The 14,765-nt window shown below is 72.1% G+C and carries 13 protein-coding genes; 7 read left to right on the top strand and 6 right to left on the bottom strand.

Annotated elements, in window-relative coordinates; genetic code table 11:
- Positions 1-38: 38 nt before the first annotated feature.
- A complete protein-coding gene (locus tag ACWGUG_RS02145; RefSeq protein WP_452323685.1) occupies positions 39-1,079 on the top strand; it encodes a GlxA family transcriptional regulator in 1,041 nt (346 codons plus the stop codon).
- 31 nt (positions 1,080-1,110) lie between these two features.
- Here ACWGUG_RS02145 and ACWGUG_RS02140 read toward each other — a convergent pair whose 3' ends face one another.
- Complete coding sequence (locus ACWGUG_RS02140; protein WP_336394177.1) at positions 1,111-1,521, bottom strand: DUF7144 family membrane protein; 411 nt, start codon at positions 1,519-1,521, stop codon at positions 1,111-1,113.
- 199 nt (positions 1,522-1,720) lie between these two features.
- Here ACWGUG_RS02140 and ACWGUG_RS02135 point away from each other — a divergent pair, with 199 nt between their 5' ends.
- The 4 genes from ACWGUG_RS02135 (at position 1,721) to ACWGUG_RS02120 (ending at position 8,473) form a co-directional block, all read left to right on the top strand.
- The gene (locus tag ACWGUG_RS02135; RefSeq protein WP_452323684.1) at positions 1,721-3,388 is read left to right on the top strand and encodes a SulP family inorganic anion transporter; all 1,668 of its coding nucleotides are present in this window, start codon (positions 1,721-1,723) and stop codon (positions 3,386-3,388) included.
- A 97-nt stretch (positions 3,389-3,485) separates the two neighbouring features.
- The gene (locus tag ACWGUG_RS02130; protein ID WP_336394179.1) at positions 3,486-5,702 is read left to right on the top strand and encodes an ATP-dependent Clp protease ATP-binding subunit; all 2,217 of its coding nucleotides are present in this window, start codon (positions 3,486-3,488) and stop codon (positions 5,700-5,702) included.
- 212 nt (positions 5,703-5,914) lie between these two features.
- Positions 5,915-6,757, top strand: coding sequence for a UbiA family prenyltransferase (locus ACWGUG_RS02125; protein WP_452323683.1), 843 nt, complete (start codon positions 5,915-5,917; stop codon positions 6,755-6,757).
- 81 nt (positions 6,758-6,838) lie between these two features.
- The gene (locus ACWGUG_RS02120; RefSeq protein WP_452323682.1) at positions 6,839-8,473 is read left to right on the top strand and encodes a glycoside hydrolase family 10 protein; all 1,635 of its coding nucleotides are present in this window, start codon (positions 6,839-6,841) and stop codon (positions 8,471-8,473) included.
- A 47-nt stretch (positions 8,474-8,520) separates the two neighbouring features.
- Here ACWGUG_RS02120 and ACWGUG_RS02115 read toward each other — a convergent pair whose 3' ends face one another.
- The 5 genes from ACWGUG_RS02115 to ACWGUG_RS02095 form a co-directional block, all read right to left on the bottom strand.
- Positions 8,521-8,835: a hypothetical protein gene (locus ACWGUG_RS02115; protein WP_452323681.1), complete on the bottom strand. Its 315-nt coding sequence runs from the start codon at positions 8,833-8,835 to the stop codon at positions 8,521-8,523.
- Positions 8,832-9,992: an FAD-dependent oxidoreductase gene (locus ACWGUG_RS02110; protein ID WP_452323680.1), complete on the bottom strand. Its 1,161-nt coding sequence runs from the start codon at positions 9,990-9,992 to the stop codon at positions 8,832-8,834. The genes ACWGUG_RS02115 and ACWGUG_RS02110 overlap by 4 nt, the downstream gene beginning before the upstream one ends.
- The gene (locus ACWGUG_RS02105) at positions 9,985-10,689 is read right to left on the bottom strand and encodes a methyltransferase domain-containing protein (protein ID WP_336394184.1); all 705 of its coding nucleotides are present in this window, start codon (positions 10,687-10,689) and stop codon (positions 9,985-9,987) included. Before ACWGUG_RS02105 ends, ACWGUG_RS02110 begins: the two co-directional genes overlap by 8 nt.
- 70 nt (positions 10,690-10,759) lie before the next feature.
- On the bottom strand, positions 10,760-11,920 hold the full coding sequence (locus ACWGUG_RS02100; RefSeq protein WP_452323679.1) for a type III polyketide synthase: 1,161 nt from the start codon (positions 11,918-11,920) through the stop codon (positions 10,760-10,762).
- A gap of 154 nt (positions 11,921-12,074) precedes the next feature.
- Positions 12,075-13,520, bottom strand: coding sequence for an MFS transporter (locus ACWGUG_RS02095; RefSeq protein WP_452323678.1), 1,446 nt, complete (start codon positions 13,518-13,520; stop codon positions 12,075-12,077).
- Between the two features lie 57 nt (positions 13,521-13,577).
- On the opposite strand from ACWGUG_RS02095, the gene ACWGUG_RS02090 reads away from it, so the two are divergent.
- A complete protein-coding gene (locus ACWGUG_RS02090) occupies positions 13,578-14,114 on the top strand; it encodes an ArsR/SmtB family transcription factor (RefSeq protein WP_452323677.1) in 537 nt (178 codons plus the stop codon).
- 91 nt (positions 14,115-14,205) lie between these two features.
- Positions 14,206-14,673 carry a ribonuclease E activity regulator RraA gene (rraA, locus tag ACWGUG_RS02085; RefSeq protein ID WP_378878907.1) on the top strand — a complete coding sequence of 156 codons (468 nt, stop codon included), beginning with the start codon at positions 14,206-14,208 and terminating at the stop codon, positions 14,671-14,673.
- Positions 14,674-14,765: the final 92 nt, after the last annotated feature.

The following is a 14,765-nucleotide window of genomic DNA, read 5'->3' as shown; positions in this document are numbered from 1 at the left end:
TGATCGGCGCGGCGAACGAGATGAGACGAGGGATCGAGATGAAGACGGTCGCCTGCATCGTGACGGACGGGTTCGCCCCGTTCGAGTTCGGCGTCGCGTGCGAGGCCTTCGGCCTCGACCGCTCCGAGGACGGCATCCCCAGCTTCGACTTCCGCGTCGTGACTCCCGATCCCGGGGTCGTGGAGTCCAAGATGGGCTTCTCGATCAACGTCCATGAGGACCTGTCCTTCGCCTACGAGGCCGACCTCGTCGTCGTGTCGCCGGTTCCGCATCAGTACTGGGGCCGGATCGACGAGCGCGTGCTCGACGTGATCCGCGCGGCGGTCGCCCGCGGCGCGTGGGTGCTCAGCGTCTGCAGCGGGTCGTTCGTCGTCGCCGCCTCAGGGGTGCTCGACGGGCGACGCGCGACCACCCACTGGATGTACGCGCAGAAGATGAAGGAGATGTACCCGTCCATCGACGTCGACCCCGACGTCCTCTACGTGCAGGACGGCCGCATCATCACCAGCGCCGGCACGGCCGCCGGCCTCGACGCGTGCCTGCACCTGCTGCGCCAGGAGCTCGGCGCCGAGCTGACGAACATCATCGCCCGCCGCATGGTGGTGCCGCCGCAGCGCGACGGCGGACAGGCGCAGTTCATCGCCAACCCGCTGCCGGCGACGACCTCCCTCTCGCTCGCGCCGGTGACCGATTGGATGCTCGACAACCTGCGTCTCGAGCTCACCGTCGACCAGCTCGCCGCCAAGGCGCACATGTCGCCGCGCACGTTCGCCCGCCGCTTCAAGGCCGACCATGGCGCGACGCCGGCCGCGTGGCTCGCGCGTCAGCGCATCATCCACGCGCAGCGCCTCCTCGAGAAGACCGACCTCGGGCTCGACCGCATCGCGTACGAGTCCGGCTTCGGCTCGGCCGCCGTGCTGCGGCAGAACTTCGCGCGCGTGCTCGGCATCACGCCGACGGCGTACCGCGCACGCTTCGCCTGCAACCTCGACGAGGAGTGCGGCGACGCCGCGATGACGGATGCCCCGGCCTCCGCCGAAGCGGTGGCCGAGGCATCCGTTCTCGAGCCGGTGGCCTGACGCGCAGGGCGTCAGGCGTGCCGGGCGCGGCTCAGCGGGCGTAGCCCTTCAGCTCGCGACCGTGGACCGTGAGCGCGTAGATCACGAGGACGTCGAGCGCGAGGACCGCCAGCGACAGCCACGGCTGCGCGGCGATGAGGGTCAGCTGACCGATCGCGTTGAGCGAGACGAGGATGATGGCCACGACCCGCGCCCACGTCGCTCCGGTGAGCAGCGCGATACCGGTCAGGATCAGCAGCAGGCCGATGATGAGGTGCCACCAGCCCCACGACTGGATGTCGAGGGAGAACAGCGCCGACTCGCCGACGAAGAACGCGGTGTCGGGGCCGATCAGGGCCTGGAGGCCGTGGAAGGCGTCGATCGTGCCGGCGATGATGAGGACCACGGCGGCGAAGACGCCCCAGCCCACCCATCCCGTGACGGTGGTGTCGTTGTCGGTCATGTGAGGGTCCTTTCGTGGCGGCGAGGTGCCGGACGGAGACGCGAGGCGACGGTGAGCCCTGCCTCGATCGACACGTTAGTGATCCTGAGAGAAGGCTGGGAAGGGCTTTCGTCACGCAGGTCGCGTGAAATTCGGCCGGCGGCTCCCCGACCGGGGGTCGGCCCGACCACAGGGCGATGGCCTTCGCTACCGTGGGCGAATGGCGCTCGACCCGCGCACGTGGTTCTCGCGCGCGACTCTCCGCAAGGATGCCGTCGCCGGGGTGATCCTCGGCGTCGAGGCGGTGCCCGACGGGCTGGCGGCGGGTCTGCTCGCCGGCGTGAACCCGCTCGCCGGGCTCTACGGCTACCTGTTCGGGATGGTGGGCGCGGCCGCGCTGACCAGCAGCGCCTTCATGGCGGTCCAGGCCACCAGCGCCATGGCGCTGGTCGTCTCGGACGCCGAGCTGGACCGGCTGCCCGACCCCGGCCGTGGCCTCTTCACGCTCGCGATCCTCACCGGCATCATCATGGCCATCGCCGGGCTCCTCCGCGGCGGGCGCCTGATCAGCTTCGTGCCGACCGCGGTGATGACGGGCTTCGTCACGGCCATCGGCGTCAACATCGTCCTCGGCCAGCTGTCGAACTTCACCGGCTACCAGGCGGAGGGCGCCAACCGGCTGCTCAAGACACTCGACGTGCTGGTGCACATCGGCCAGTGGAATATCCCCTCGCTCGTCGTCGGCACGATCTCGGTGCTCGTGATCGTGGTGCTGCTGCCGACGCGGGTCGGCAGCATGGGGCTCGTCATCGCCGTCGTCGTCGGATCGGTCTGCGCGGTGGTGCTGAACCTCTGGGTGCGCGGCGAGGTCGTGCTGCTGCGCGACATCGTCGACGTGCCGCGGGGCCTGCCGGCGCCGGTGCTGCCCAGCATCGCCGACGTGCCGTCGCTGCTCATCCCCGCGCTCTCGCTGACCTTCATCGGGCTCGTGCAGGGCGCGGCGGTCTCGGCGGGGATCCCCACTCCCAGCGGGAAGCGCGCCGACGCCAACCGCGACTTCCTCGGGCAGGGGCTGGGCAACGTGGTGTCGGGGCTGTTCCAGGGCATGCCCGTGGGCGGGTCGATGTCGGGCTCGTCGCTCATCGTGCAGGCCGGCGCGAAGTCGCGGATGGCGCTCTTCATCGCGGGCGTCGTCATGGCGCTCGTCGTCTTCCTCGCGGCCGATGTCGTCGCGTTCGTGGCCATGCCCGCCCTCGCCGGCCTGCTGATCGTGGTCGGCTGGCGGGCCATCAAACCGAGCCGCGTGTACTCGGTGATGAAATCGGGCGCGCTGCCCACCACTGTCATGGCGGTCACCTTCGGCCTCACCCTGATCATCCCGCTGCAGTTCGCGGTGCTGGTGGGGGTCGGGCTCGGCGTGATCCTCTACGTCGCCGAGCAGTCCAACAGCGTGCGGGTGCGCGCGGTGCACCTGTCTCCCGACGGGCGCATGCGCGAGAGCGACCCGCCCCCGGTCGTCCCGGCGGGGGAGGTGCTCGTGCTCCAGCCGTACGGCAGCCTCTTCTTCGCCAGCGCGCCGGTGTTCGAGCGTCAGCTGCCGGACGTCAGTCGGGAGTCCAGCGGCTCGGTGGTCGTCGTGCGGCTGCGGGGAACGGACGAGATCGGGCTGTCGCATGTCGAGGTGCTGCGGCGGTTCGCCGCGCAGTTGCGCGATGCCGGCTCGACGCTCAAGATCGTCGCGACCACGGATCGGGTCATCTCGCAGCTGGACGCCGGCGGTCTCACCGCGATCATCGGCGAGCGCAACGTGTACCGCGGCTCCGAGTGGGTCGGCGAGACCCTCCGCGCGGCGTACGACGACGCGCGCGACGAGCTGCGGGAACGCTGAGCGCCGAGCGGTGCTGGCGCTCGTCGGCATGCGCTGGTAAACTTGAGTCACAACGACTCAACTTTGCGAAGTCGGGTCCCAAGATTTCAGGAGACAGATGAACGCCACGCAGCAGCCCGGGCAGGAGGACGCGCAGAGCGCCCTCGAGCAGTTCGGGATCAACCTCACCGACCGCGCCCGCCAGGGCAAGCTCGACCCCGTCATCGGGCGCGACAGCGAGATCCGGCGCGTCAGCCAGGTGCTGACCCGCCGCACGAAGAACAACCCCGTCCTCATCGGCGAGCCCGGCGTCGGCAAGACCGCCGTCGTCGAGGGCCTCGCCCAGCGGATCGTCGCGGGCGACGTCGCGGAGTCCCTCAAGAACAAGGAGCTCGTGACGCTCGACATCTCCGCGCTCGTCGCGGGCGCGATGTACCGCGGCCAGTTCGAGGAGCGGCTGAAGGCCGTCCTCAAGGAGATCACCGAGTCCGACGGACGCATCATCACGTTCATCGACGAGCTGCACGTGCTGATGGGCGCGGGCGGCGGCGAGGGGTCGGTCGCCGCATCCAACATGCTCAAGCCGATGCTCGCACGCGGCGAGCTGCGCCTCATCGGCGCCACCACCCTCAACGAGTACCGCGAGTTCATCGAGAAGGATGCCGCCCTCGAGCGTCGCTTCCAGCAGGTGTACGTCGGCGAGCCGTCGGTGGAGGACACCGTGGCGATCCTGCGCGGGCTCAAGGGCCGGTACGAGGCCCACCACGGAGTGACCATCAGCGACGGCGCGCTCGTGGCCGCGGCATCCCTCTCCAATCGCTACATCCCCTCCCGTCAGCTTCCCGACAAGGCCATCGACCTGATCGACGAGGCGATGAGCCGCCTGAAGATGGAGATCGACTCGAGCCCGCTCGAGATCGACCAGCTGCGCCGTCAGCTCGACCGCATGCGGCTCGAGGAGCTGGCGCTCAAGAAGGAGAAGGACCCCGCGTCGAAGGAGCGGCTGGCGAAGCTGCGCGAGCAGATGGGCACCGCCGAGGCGGAGCTCTCCGAGCTCGAGAAGCGGTGGGAGCGCGAGCGCGCGAGCCTGAACCGGGTCGGCGAGCTGAAGAAGCAGCTCGACCAGGCGATCATCGACCGCGACCGCGCGCTGCGCGAGGCGGACTACACGCGCGCCTCCAAGCTCGAGTACGAGACGATCAAGCGCCTCCAGGTCGAGATTGCGCAGGCCGAGCAGGCCGAGGCCGCGTCGTCGGAGGACCGCATGGTCAACGAGCAGGTCACCGACGAGGACATCGCTGCCGTCATCGCGGCGTGGACCGGCATCCCGGTCGGGCGCCTGCTGCAGGGCGAGAGCGAGAAGCTGCTGCATCTCGAGAGCGAGCTCGGCAAGCGCCTCATCGGCCAGAAGTCGGCGGTGAAGGCCGTCGCCGACGCGGTGCGCCGCAGCCGGGCCGGCATCAGCGACCCGGGTCGTCCGACGGGGTCGTTCCTGTTCCTCGGTCCCACCGGCGTCGGCAAGACCGAGCTGGCGAAGGCGCTCGCCGACTTCCTCTTCGACGACGAGCACGCCATGGTGCGCATCGACATGTCGGAGTACGGCGAGAAGCACACCGTCTCGCGCCTGGTCGGCGCCCCTCCCGGCTACATCGGCTACGAGCAGGGCGGTCAGCTCACCGAGGCCGTGCGGCGGCGCCCCTACTCGGTGGTGCTGCTCGACGAAGTCGAGAAGGCCCACCCCGAGGTGTTCGACGTGCTGCTGCAGGTCATGGACGACGGGCGTCTCACCGACGGCCAGGGCCGCACGGTCGACTTCGCGAACGTGATCCTGATCCTCACCTCGAACCTCGGCTCGCCGATCCTCATCGACCCGACGCTGTCGTTCGAGCAGAAGCGCGAGTCGGTCATGGCGATCGTGCGGCAGGCGTTCAAGCCGGAGTTCCTCAACCGCCTCGACGACGTCGTGATGTTCTCGGCGCTCAGCGAGGACGACCTGGCCCAGATCGTCGAGCTCACGGTCGACGCCCTGCAGCGGCGGCTGAAGGACCGCCGCCTGACCCTCGCCGTCACGCCCGACGCGCGCGCGTGGCTCGCCGAGCGCGGCTACGACCCCGTGTTCGGTGCCCGGCCGCTGCGCCGCCTCATCCAGTCCGAGATCCAGGACCGCCTCGCGATGGCGCTGCTGTCGGGCGGCGTGCGCGACGGCGACATCGTCCGGGTCGACGTGGCGGCCGACGGCTCGCAGCTCGTGCTGACGAGCGACGGCCCCGTGGCATCCGCCCCGCCGGTGGCCGAGGACGACGACGTGATCGAGGCCGAGCTGCTGGACGACTGACGCCGGGCGCCTCGCGGCGCGGGGCGCGGTGTGCGGCGGCGCGGGGGTAGACACCGCAGACGCGACGAGACACCGCCCGATCCCGTGGTGCCCCGTCGCGTCTGTGGTGTTTCGCCGGCGTGGAGGGGGACGGATGCCGCTGGCCGAGGCGCTCGCCGTAGCCAGCCGGGCCCGCCGCCGCGCCCGAGGGGCGGGGCGTGAGAGCATCGAGGATGCGCTCCGTCCGCGCCCTGTGGGGCTCGTCGCATCCTGGGCCGACCCTCGTCGTGACGGCGCTCGCCCTGGCGCTGGGGATCGCGACCGGCTTGGAGCCGTGGCGGCTGGTGCTGCTGACGCTCGCGGTGTTCGCCGGCCAGCTGTCGATCGGCATCTCCAACGACGCGCTCGACGCCGCGCGCGACCGGGAGGTCGGCCGCGCCGACAAGCCGCTCGCGCGGGGCGACGTCCGGCTCGGCGTGGCGTGGGGCGCGGCCGGGGGACTGCTCGCCGCGGCCCTCGTGCTGTCGGCACCGCTCGGATGGCGGATGCTGGCGGCGCACGCCCTCACCCTCGGCTCGGCGTGGGCGTACAACGCCGGGCTGAAGTCCACGCCGTGGTCGATCGTGCCGTTCCTCGTGAGCTTCGGGCTCTTCCCATCACTGGCGACACTGGCGGCGCCCGACCCGGCGTTCGCGCCGGGGTGGGCATGGATCGCGGGCGCCGCGCTCGGGGCGGCCGTGCACCTCACCAACGTGCTGCCCGACCTCGACGACGACGCGCGCACGGGCGTGCGCGGCCTGCCGCACCGGCTCGGCCCCCGCGTCTCGGCCATCGTCGCGGCGGTCGGCGTCGTGGGCGGCGCAGTCGCGGTGCTGCTCGGCGCCGCCGGAGGAGACCTCGCCGCCGTGCGGCCGGTGTCGTGGGTGTTCTTCACCGCGGTCGTCGTCCTCGCCGGCGCGACCGCGTGGCTCGCGGCCACGCGTCCGCCGAGCCGGCTGCTGTTCCGGCTGGTCATGCTCGCCGCCCTGCTGCTCGCGGTGCAGCTCGTCGCCTCCGGAGAGGCGCTCGCCGCCTGAGGGCCGTCCGGAAGCAACCCTTCACATATCGGACAGGTTCTGGAAGTATCTTCCAGAACGAACCGACCAGGAGGATCGACGATGCCCCTCGACCGCACGCCCCACGAACCCCAGCTCTCGCCCGGCCTCGACCGGCGCGGCTTCCTCACCCTCGCTGTCGCGGGCGCCGCGGCATCCGCCTTCACCGTCACGATCGGCACGCTGAGCCCGGCCCCGGCGCTCGCCGCGACCGCGGGAGCCGAAGCATCCGCCCTCGCACCGCGCAAGCGCGAGCTGCGGGCGATGTGGATCTCGTCGGTCGTCAACATCGACTGGCCGTCGCGCACCGGGCTCAGCGCCGCCGATCAGCAGGCCGAGTTCCTCCACTGGCTCGATGTCGCCGAGCAGTTCCACCTGAACGCGGTGTTCGTGCAGGTGCGCCCCACCGCCGACGCGTTCTGGCCGAGCCCGCTCGAGCCGTGGTCGCAGTACCTCACCGGCGTGCAGGGTCGCGACCCGGGCTACGACCCGCTCGCGTTCATCGTCGAGGAGGCCCACCGCCGCAACCTCGAGCTGCACACCTGGTACAACCCCTACCGGGTGTCGATGGGTGCCGACCCCTCGGCACTCGTGCCCGACCACCCCGCCCGCGTGCATCCGGACTGGATCTGGGCGTACGGCGGCAAGCTCTACTTCGACCCGGGCCTGCCCGAGGCGCAGGAGCACATCCAGCAGGCGATCCTGCACTCGGTCGAGAACTACGACATCGACGGCGTGCACTTCGACGACTACTTCTACCCCTACCCGGTGGCCGGGCAGACGATTCCGGATGCCGCCACCTACGCCGCGCACGGCGCGGGCTTCGCGGACATCGCCGACTGGCGGCGCCACAACGTGAACACGTTCGTGCACTCGGTCTCTCAGCGCATCAAGGCGCTGAAGCCGTGGGTGAAGTTCGGGATCAGCCCGTTCGGCATCTGGCGCAACCGCACGACCGACCCGCTCGGCTCCGAGACCGGCGGCTCGCAGTCGTACGACATGCAGTTCGCCGACACCCGCAAGTGGGTGCTCGAGGGCTGGCTCGACTACATCAACCCTCAGATCTACTGGCAGTTCGGGCTCGCGGTCGCGGACTACGCGAAGCTGGTGCCGTGGTGGGCCGACGTGGCGGCGACATCGGGCACGCACCTCTACATCGGCGAGGCGCTCTACAAGGTGACCTCGGGCGTCTTCACCGATCCGGCCGAGCTCTCGAACCATCTGACGTTCGACCGCGAGATCGACGCGACGCGCGCCCCCGTGCACGGCAACGTGTACTTCTCTGCCAAGCACGTGCCCGCCGACCCGAAGGGGTCGATGTCGATCGTGCGCGCCGACCACTACTCGCGTCCGGCGATCGTGCCGGCGATGCCGTGGCTGCCGGCCGGCGACCTTCGCACGCCCGTGCTCGCGAACGCCGTGCACGGCGCGGGCGGAGTCACGGTGCAGTGGTCGGATGCCGCACCCCCGAGCGCCCGCGCGACGTCCTTCGCCGTCTATCGTGCTGACGGCCAGGTCGCCGCGATCGACACCGAGGATGCCGCCCACCTCGTTGCCACACGGCGCGCGCAGCCCGGGGTGGTGCAGCGTTTCGTCGATGCGACCGCCGAGCCCGGCGCGGTGTACACGTACGCGGTCACCGCCCTCGACCGGGTCTGGAACGAGAGCGCGGCCAGCGGCGTGCGCGTCACCGAGTAGCGGCGTGCGCGCTCGCTCACGGTGCCCGGGAACGGCCCGCGCCGGGACTACGCGGGTCTGTTCGTCGGCGTGCGCATCCGGCCGGCGGTGAAGGGCAGCACCGGCGCCCGGTACACCACGGCCGGCGGGTCGTCCGGCTCGAGCGTGAACTCGGCCTGGCCGAAGCGCCAGAGCCGGTTGAAGAGGAAGACGCCGAGCGTCACGGTCCGGTCGGCGGGGACCTGCCACGTGCCGAGGCCCCACTGCGTCGGCTGGCCGCGCCCGTCGATGACGAGCGTCGGCTTGACGCCGGCGTAGAGCGCGAACCAGGGCTTGTGCAGCGTCAGCTCGATGCGACGGGATGCCGGGGGAACAGCGCTCATCCGCGGCTCCACCCTCGTTCGGCGTCCGCGTCGAAGCCCATGGCGTACGCGCGGGCGAAGAGCGGCGCCGACGGCGGCGCGAGCATCGCCCGCACCCCCGCCCTCCGCGCGGCGTCGGCGGCACGGAGCGGCCGGCCGAGCGCCGTGTTCATCGACGCGAGCGCCGCGGCCAGGCGGGCCGAGCGCAGGCGCCGCGTCTCCCAGCGCGCCAGCTCGACGTCGGGCGCCGAGCCGGTCGTCACCCACGAGGCGAGCAGCGGTGCCAGCGTCGCGGCGTCGAGCAGGCCGAGGTTCATGCCCTGGCCCCCGATCGGGCTGACCTCGTGCGCGGCGTCGCCGATCGAGAAGATGCGCCCGTTGCGCAGCCGGGGCGCCACGACCCGGCGCACGCCGAAGGCCGTCGCCGTCTGCACCGCGTCCGCCGCGGCGTGCTCGCCGCGGCGGGCGAGCGCGTCGCGCAGCCGCTGCGCCTGAGCGGCGGGGTCGTCGTCGGCGCGAGGGTCGTCCCACGCCACGAACCGTCGCGAGCCACCCGGGAGGGGGAACGACTCCAGCACGCCGTCCCGGTCCAAATGCACCACCGCGACGTCGGGGTCGGTGCGGGTGCCGGTGGCGGCATCCGTCATCAGATAGCGGTCGGGGTAATCCCGCCGCCCGACGGCGCCCGGCCGGTAGACGAGGTCGCGCCCGCCCGCGCCCGCCGCGACCACGACGAGCTTCGCCTCGAGCTCCACGGGGCGGCCGCCGATGCCCGCGCGCACCACCACGGCGTCCGCGCGCGGCAGCACCGCCATGACGTTCGCCCCCCGCAGCGGCTCCGGCGCGTCGGCCGCGAGCACGGCCTCGGTCGCGGCCTGGGGCAGCGTCGCCACGAAGGGGAAGCGGGTCGCAAGCCGGTCGAACCGCACCGTGCCGAGCAGCCGCCCGTTCGAGCGCGCCTCCCCGCGGTGCACCCGGACCGCGTGCGCGAGCAGGCGATCCGTCACGCCCGAGGCCTCGAGGGTCGACAGCACGGGTGCATGGATGCCGATGGCCCGCGTTCCGTCCCCCGCGGCGGGGCGCCGCTCGAGCACCTCGACGTCGATGTCTCGCCGCCGCAGCGCGCCGGCGAGCAGCATGCCCACCGGCCCGGCCCCGACGACGACGACGTCAGCCATCGCCCTGCGCTGCGGCGACGAGTCGGAAGGGCACCGGGATCCGCACGGTCCATGCGCCGGGGTCGGCGTCGTCGAGGCGCGCCGCGAGCTCGCCGGGGGTGTAGCTGCGGCGGATGGAGCGCAGCCCGTCCGTGCGCAGGAACGTGCCCGCCTGGAACGGCGTGATCCCGACGGCGTACAGTCCGTAGGCGACGCGGGAGCGGGCGATGTCGCTGTGCAGCACGATCCCGCTCGACAGCGCGCGGGACTCGGCCGCGAACCGCTCGAGGTCACCGTTGAGATGATGCAGAACGTGGTTCGAGAGCACGGCGTCGAACGGATCGCCCTCGTCGACGAGGGTCGCGGCATCCGCGCATCGGAACGTCGCCCCGGGAATCGGCTCGCGCGACTCCGCGACCTCGTGCGCGCGGGCGTCAGGATCGACGCCGACCCACGACACGTCGAGGCCGTCGCTCCGCGCGGCGGACGCGAGCCGCGCGACGAGATCGCCGCCACCCGACCCGATGTCGAGCACGCGGGCGGGCCGCCCCAGTCCGGCGAGGTGCGGCCGCAGCATGGTGCGGTACACGGTGCCCCATCCCGAGATCAGCCGATTCACGGTCTCGAAGCGCTGCAGCGTCGCGCGCAGGCGCTCCGGGTCGCACGCGGGGTCGTCCATGATCTCGGCGAGCCGCTCGTCGCGGACGGCGAGACTCACGCCCGAACCCCCGCGCTCGCCGCAAACGCCACGCTCCCCGCAGCCCCCGAGCCCCCGGCGACGCCCGCCATCATGCCGTGGCCGCCATGGCGAGCGACCCCCGGTCGACCTCCAGGCCGGCGGGCCGCCGTCGCGTGAGCAGCGCCGACTCCACCGTCAGGCCGGGACCGAAGGCGAGCCCCGCGACCCGCGTCCCGTCGGCGAGGGCGTCGTCGCGCAGCAGCGCCGCCAGGATGAACAGGATCGTGGCGCTCGACATGTTGCCGTACTCGCGCAGCACGGTGCGCGAGGCGGCGAGGGCGTCGGGGGCGAGCTCCAGCCCCGCCTCGACCCGGTCGAGCACGCTGCGACCGCCGGGGTGCACCGCCCACGCCGCGGGCGGCTCGCCGTCGCCGACGAAGCGCGTCACCGCGCCGCGGATCTCCCGCCCGATGATGCGGGGCACCTCCGCCGAGAGCACCATCTCGAACCCGTTGTCGCCGATGGTCCAGACCATGTCGGTCTCGCCCTCGTCGGTCAGCGCCGTCCCGAATCGCTCGAGCTCCAGCCCGCCCGGACGCCCGATCTCCGCGTCTGCCGTGACGACAGCAGCGGCCGCGCCGTCGGCGAAGACGGATGCCGCGACGATCTGCTGCGGGTCCGACGACGCGCGCACGTGCAGCGAGCAGAGCTCCACGCACACCACCAGCACGACGGCGTCGGGCCGCGTGTGCGCGAGGGCGGTCGCGACCCGCAGCGCCGGGAGCGCCGCCGCGCACCCGATGAACCCGAGGTGGCAGCGCTCCACCGTCGTGGGCAGCCCGAGGTCGCGGACCAGCCGGTAGTCGGGGCCGGGGGCGAAGAACCCGGTGCACGAGACGGTGACGACGTGTGTGACGGCGGATGCCTCGATCCCGCTGTCGGCGAGCGCGGTACGCGCGGCCGCGGCCGTGAGCCCCGGTGCGAGGCGCGTGTAGAGGTCGTTGCGGGTGCCCGTCGTGGGGGAACGAAGCAGTCCGTCCGCGCCGAGGAAGGTGCGCTCGGGGGAATCGTCGAGGACGCCGGGCAGGGCCGCCAGCTCGTCGACGACGGTGTGGCGGCGCTCGATGGCCGACGCGTCGAACACGGCCTGGATGCGCCGCCGCGTCAGCCGGTCCACGCCGTCCTGCGCGGCGAAGAGAGCGCGGACGTCGTCCTGCTGGATGCGGGTCGGAGGAACCGCCGTGCCGATCGAGACGATGCGGGCCGTCATGGAGCAACCTAAGCATGCCCGGACGCCGGAACGCATCGGATTGCCAGATCTTCGGACCTGGGATACGGATGCCGCGACCCGCCCCTGCAGGCGACGGCAGGGCGGATGCCGCGACCCGCCCCTGCACGACGGGCCGCGGCATCCGGATCTTCCGTCAGTCCTCGGTGCGGTCCGCCCGCTTCTCGAGAGGCGCGGTGTGCTCGGCGTGCGCGTCGGGCAGCTCCCGCATGCGCCAGAACGGGCCGATCGCCACGAACAGGCACGCCAGCAGCTGACCGGCGGCCGCGATCCACAGCGTCGGCACCGTGCCGATCCAGGTGCCGAGTGCGCCGGCCAGCAGTGCGGCGATGGGCATGACTCCCCACACGACGAACCGGATCGACGCGTTCATGCGGCCCAGCAGCCGCGGCGGGGTGATGCGCTGGCGGAACGTCACCTGCGTGATGTTGTACAGCAGGACCGTGAAGCTCATGATGAAGCCCTGCACCGCGAGGAACGGGAAGGCGAGCGCCGGAAAGAGCGACGCGACGGGCAGGAAGAACGGCGCGACGCAGAACGCGATGGCGCTGACCGGGATCGCGCGGGCCTCACCCAGCCGGGCGACGATGCGCGGCGTGGCGATGGCGCCCACGACGCCGCCGATCGCGCCCACCGAGAAGACCAGCCCCAGCATCTCGGGCGTGAATCCGAGGTCCCGCAGCAGGAAGATCGGCAGAAGCGTGGTGGCGATCGTGCCGAAGAAGTTCCCCCCGCCGGTGGTGCCGACGATCCGTCGCAGCAGCGGGTTGCCGAACACCCACCGCAGGCCCTCGCCGATCTCGTGGACGAGCGGCTTGCGGTCCTCGGGGGGCCGCAGCTGCTCGTGGTCGCGGGTGAAGAGCAGCGCCACGAACGACACGAGGTAGGTCGCGACGGTCGCGAGGATCGCCAGCGGCGCCGTGAGCACGCCGATGAGCCAGCCGCCGATGCCGGGGCCGGCGATGTTGGCGAGCTCGTACGTCGACTGCAGCTTGCCGTTCGCCTCCGCGATCTGGTTCGACCGCACCAGCGACGGGATGATGCTCTGGTAAGAGACGTCGAAGAAGACGGTCGCGACGCCCATGACGAGGGCGACGACGATCATGTGCCAGATCTCGAGCACGCCGAGGATCGCGAGCACCGGCAGCGAGGCGAGGGCGACGGCGCGCAAGAGGTCGGCCCAGATCATCACGCGGCGCTTGCGCATGCGGTCGATCCAGGCGCCGGCGGGGAGGCCGACCACGAGGAAGGCCGCCACCTGCGCCGCGTTCAGCAGGCCGACCTCCCACTCGGTGGCGTTCAGCGCCATCACGGCGAGGACGGGGATCGCGAGCTCGGTGATCTGGGCGCCGAACTGGCTGAAGGCCTGGCCGCCCCACAGTGTGAGGAAGTTGCGGTCCCGCCACAGCGAGCCTTTCGCCGCCGCGGCGCGCGCGGCGGCGGGGGCGGCGGCATCCTGATCCGCCTCCACCGCGCCCTCGGCGCTGGCGCGCGAGACGGGGGTGGACGCTTCGGCGCGAGCTTCGGCGCGCACGCCGTCGTCGATGTCGTCCGCCACCGCCGGCTCGTCTGATTGGGACATGTCAATCAGTCTGAGCGACTGATTGAGGACTGTCAATCACTCTTGTACGCTGAGGGCATGGCGGACGCCGGCGAGGAGCGCATCGAACTGCGCGCGGGGGATCCCGAGGCCGAGGCCCGCATGCGTGCGCTGAGCTCGCCGCTGCGATTGCGCGTGCTGCGACTGTGCGCGTTCGAGTCGCGCACCAACAAGGAGCTCGCCGAGCTGCTCGGCATGAACCCCGGCACGATGCTGCATCACGTGCGCACCCTCGTGCAGACCGGATACCTCGCAGCCGAGCCCGAGCGCAGCGGCGCGCAGGGCGCCCGCGAGGTGCCGTATCGCGCGACCGGGCTGTCGTGGCGCACGTCGATGCCGGGCGGCTCGCCTGTGCTGATCGAGACGTTCCTGCAGCAGATCGAGGGCGTCGATCCCGACGACCTCGACACCACCTGGCTCGGCCTCAAGCTCACCGCCGAGCACCGGGAGGAGTTCCAGCACCGGCTGTACGAGCTCGTCAACGAGTTCAAGGAGCGTGGTCCCGACCCCGACGGCGACACGTACTCGTTCTTCAGCACGCTGCACCCCGACGAGAATCCGCCCGCGGCCGGCTGAGGTCCGGCGCTTCTCGCGGCCGGCAGAAGGGTGCGGGAACTTCTGCCGATGACGGATGCCGCGCCCCGCGGCCGCGTCATAGCCTGAGCCCATGACCACCGCGACGGCCGACCTGTACGACGATCGCGGCGACGAGCTGGACTCGCTCGCGCTGCAGCTGTGCGACCTGGGCGGGCGGGTGGCCTTCGACGGGCCGATCCGCACCGTGCGCTGCCACCGCGACAACGCGCTCGTGAAGTCGGTGCTCGCCACGCCCGGCGACGGCGCGGTGCTCGTCGTCGACGGGGGCGGCTCGCTCGAGTCGGCGCTCGTCGGCGACCTCATCGCGGGCTCCGCCGTCGAGAACGGCTGGTCCGGCATCATCGTGCATGGCGCGGTCCGCGACCGTGCCGCGCTCGCGGCGCTCGACCTCGGCGTCAAGGCGCTCGGGTCGAATCCCCGCAAGAGCGCCAAGGCCGGCGCCGGCGAGGTGGATGTGCCGGTGGAGATCGCCGGCGTGGTGTTCTCGCCGGGCAGGCACGTCTGGGCCGACGCGGACGGCGTGCTCGTCGAGCGCTGACCCCGGCGCCACGCCGGGCACCGACCCCGACGAGCGCCGAGACGGGCGGGGTCGCGGCGCGGTGCGGTGCGCGCGGCGTCGCCCGCTCGTAG

Source organism: Microbacterium sp. NPDC055455, from assembly GCF_053619935.1.
This window is presented reverse-complemented; position numbering and strand designations above follow the sequence as displayed.

Excerpts from the sequence above, each read along its gene's own strand:
- ACWGUG_RS02100 (WP_452323679.1), bottom strand. The coding sequence starts at position 11,920 with ATGACGGCCCGCATCGTCTCGATCGGCACGGCGGTTCCTCCGACCCGC.
- ACWGUG_RS02140 (WP_336394177.1), bottom strand. The coding sequence starts at position 1,521 with ATGACCGACAACGACACCACCGTCACGGGATGGGTGGGCTGGGGCGTC.
- ACWGUG_RS02110 (WP_452323680.1), bottom strand. The coding sequence starts at position 9,992 with ATGGCTGACGTCGTCGTCGTCGGGGCCGGGCCGGTGGGCATGCTGCTC.
- ACWGUG_RS02090 (WP_452323677.1), top strand. The coding sequence starts at position 13,578 with ATGGCGGACGCCGGCGAGGAGCGCATCGAACTGCGCGCGGGGGATCCC.
- ACWGUG_RS02115 (WP_452323681.1), bottom strand. The coding sequence starts at position 8,835 with ATGAGCGCTGTTCCCCCGGCATCCCGTCGCATCGAGCTGACGCTGCAC.
- ACWGUG_RS02130 (WP_336394179.1), top strand. The coding sequence starts at position 3,486 with ATGAACGCCACGCAGCAGCCCGGGCAGGAGGACGCGCAGAGCGCCCTC.
- ACWGUG_RS02135 (WP_452323684.1), top strand. The coding sequence starts at position 1,721 with ATGGCGCTCGACCCGCGCACGTGGTTCTCGCGCGCGACTCTCCGCAAG.
- ACWGUG_RS02095 (WP_452323678.1), bottom strand. The coding sequence starts at position 13,520 with ATGTCCCAATCAGACGAGCCGGCGGTGGCGGACGACATCGACGACGGC.
- ACWGUG_RS02120 (WP_452323682.1), top strand. The coding sequence starts at position 6,839 with ATGCCCCTCGACCGCACGCCCCACGAACCCCAGCTCTCGCCCGGCCTC.
- ACWGUG_RS02145 (WP_452323685.1), top strand. The coding sequence starts at position 39 with ATGAAGACGGTCGCCTGCATCGTGACGGACGGGTTCGCCCCGTTCGAG.
- rraA (WP_378878907.1), top strand. The coding sequence starts at position 14,206 with ATGACCACCGCGACGGCCGACCTGTACGACGATCGCGGCGACGAGCTG.
- ACWGUG_RS02125 (WP_452323683.1), top strand. The coding sequence starts at position 5,915 with ATGCGCTCCGTCCGCGCCCTGTGGGGCTCGTCGCATCCTGGGCCGACC.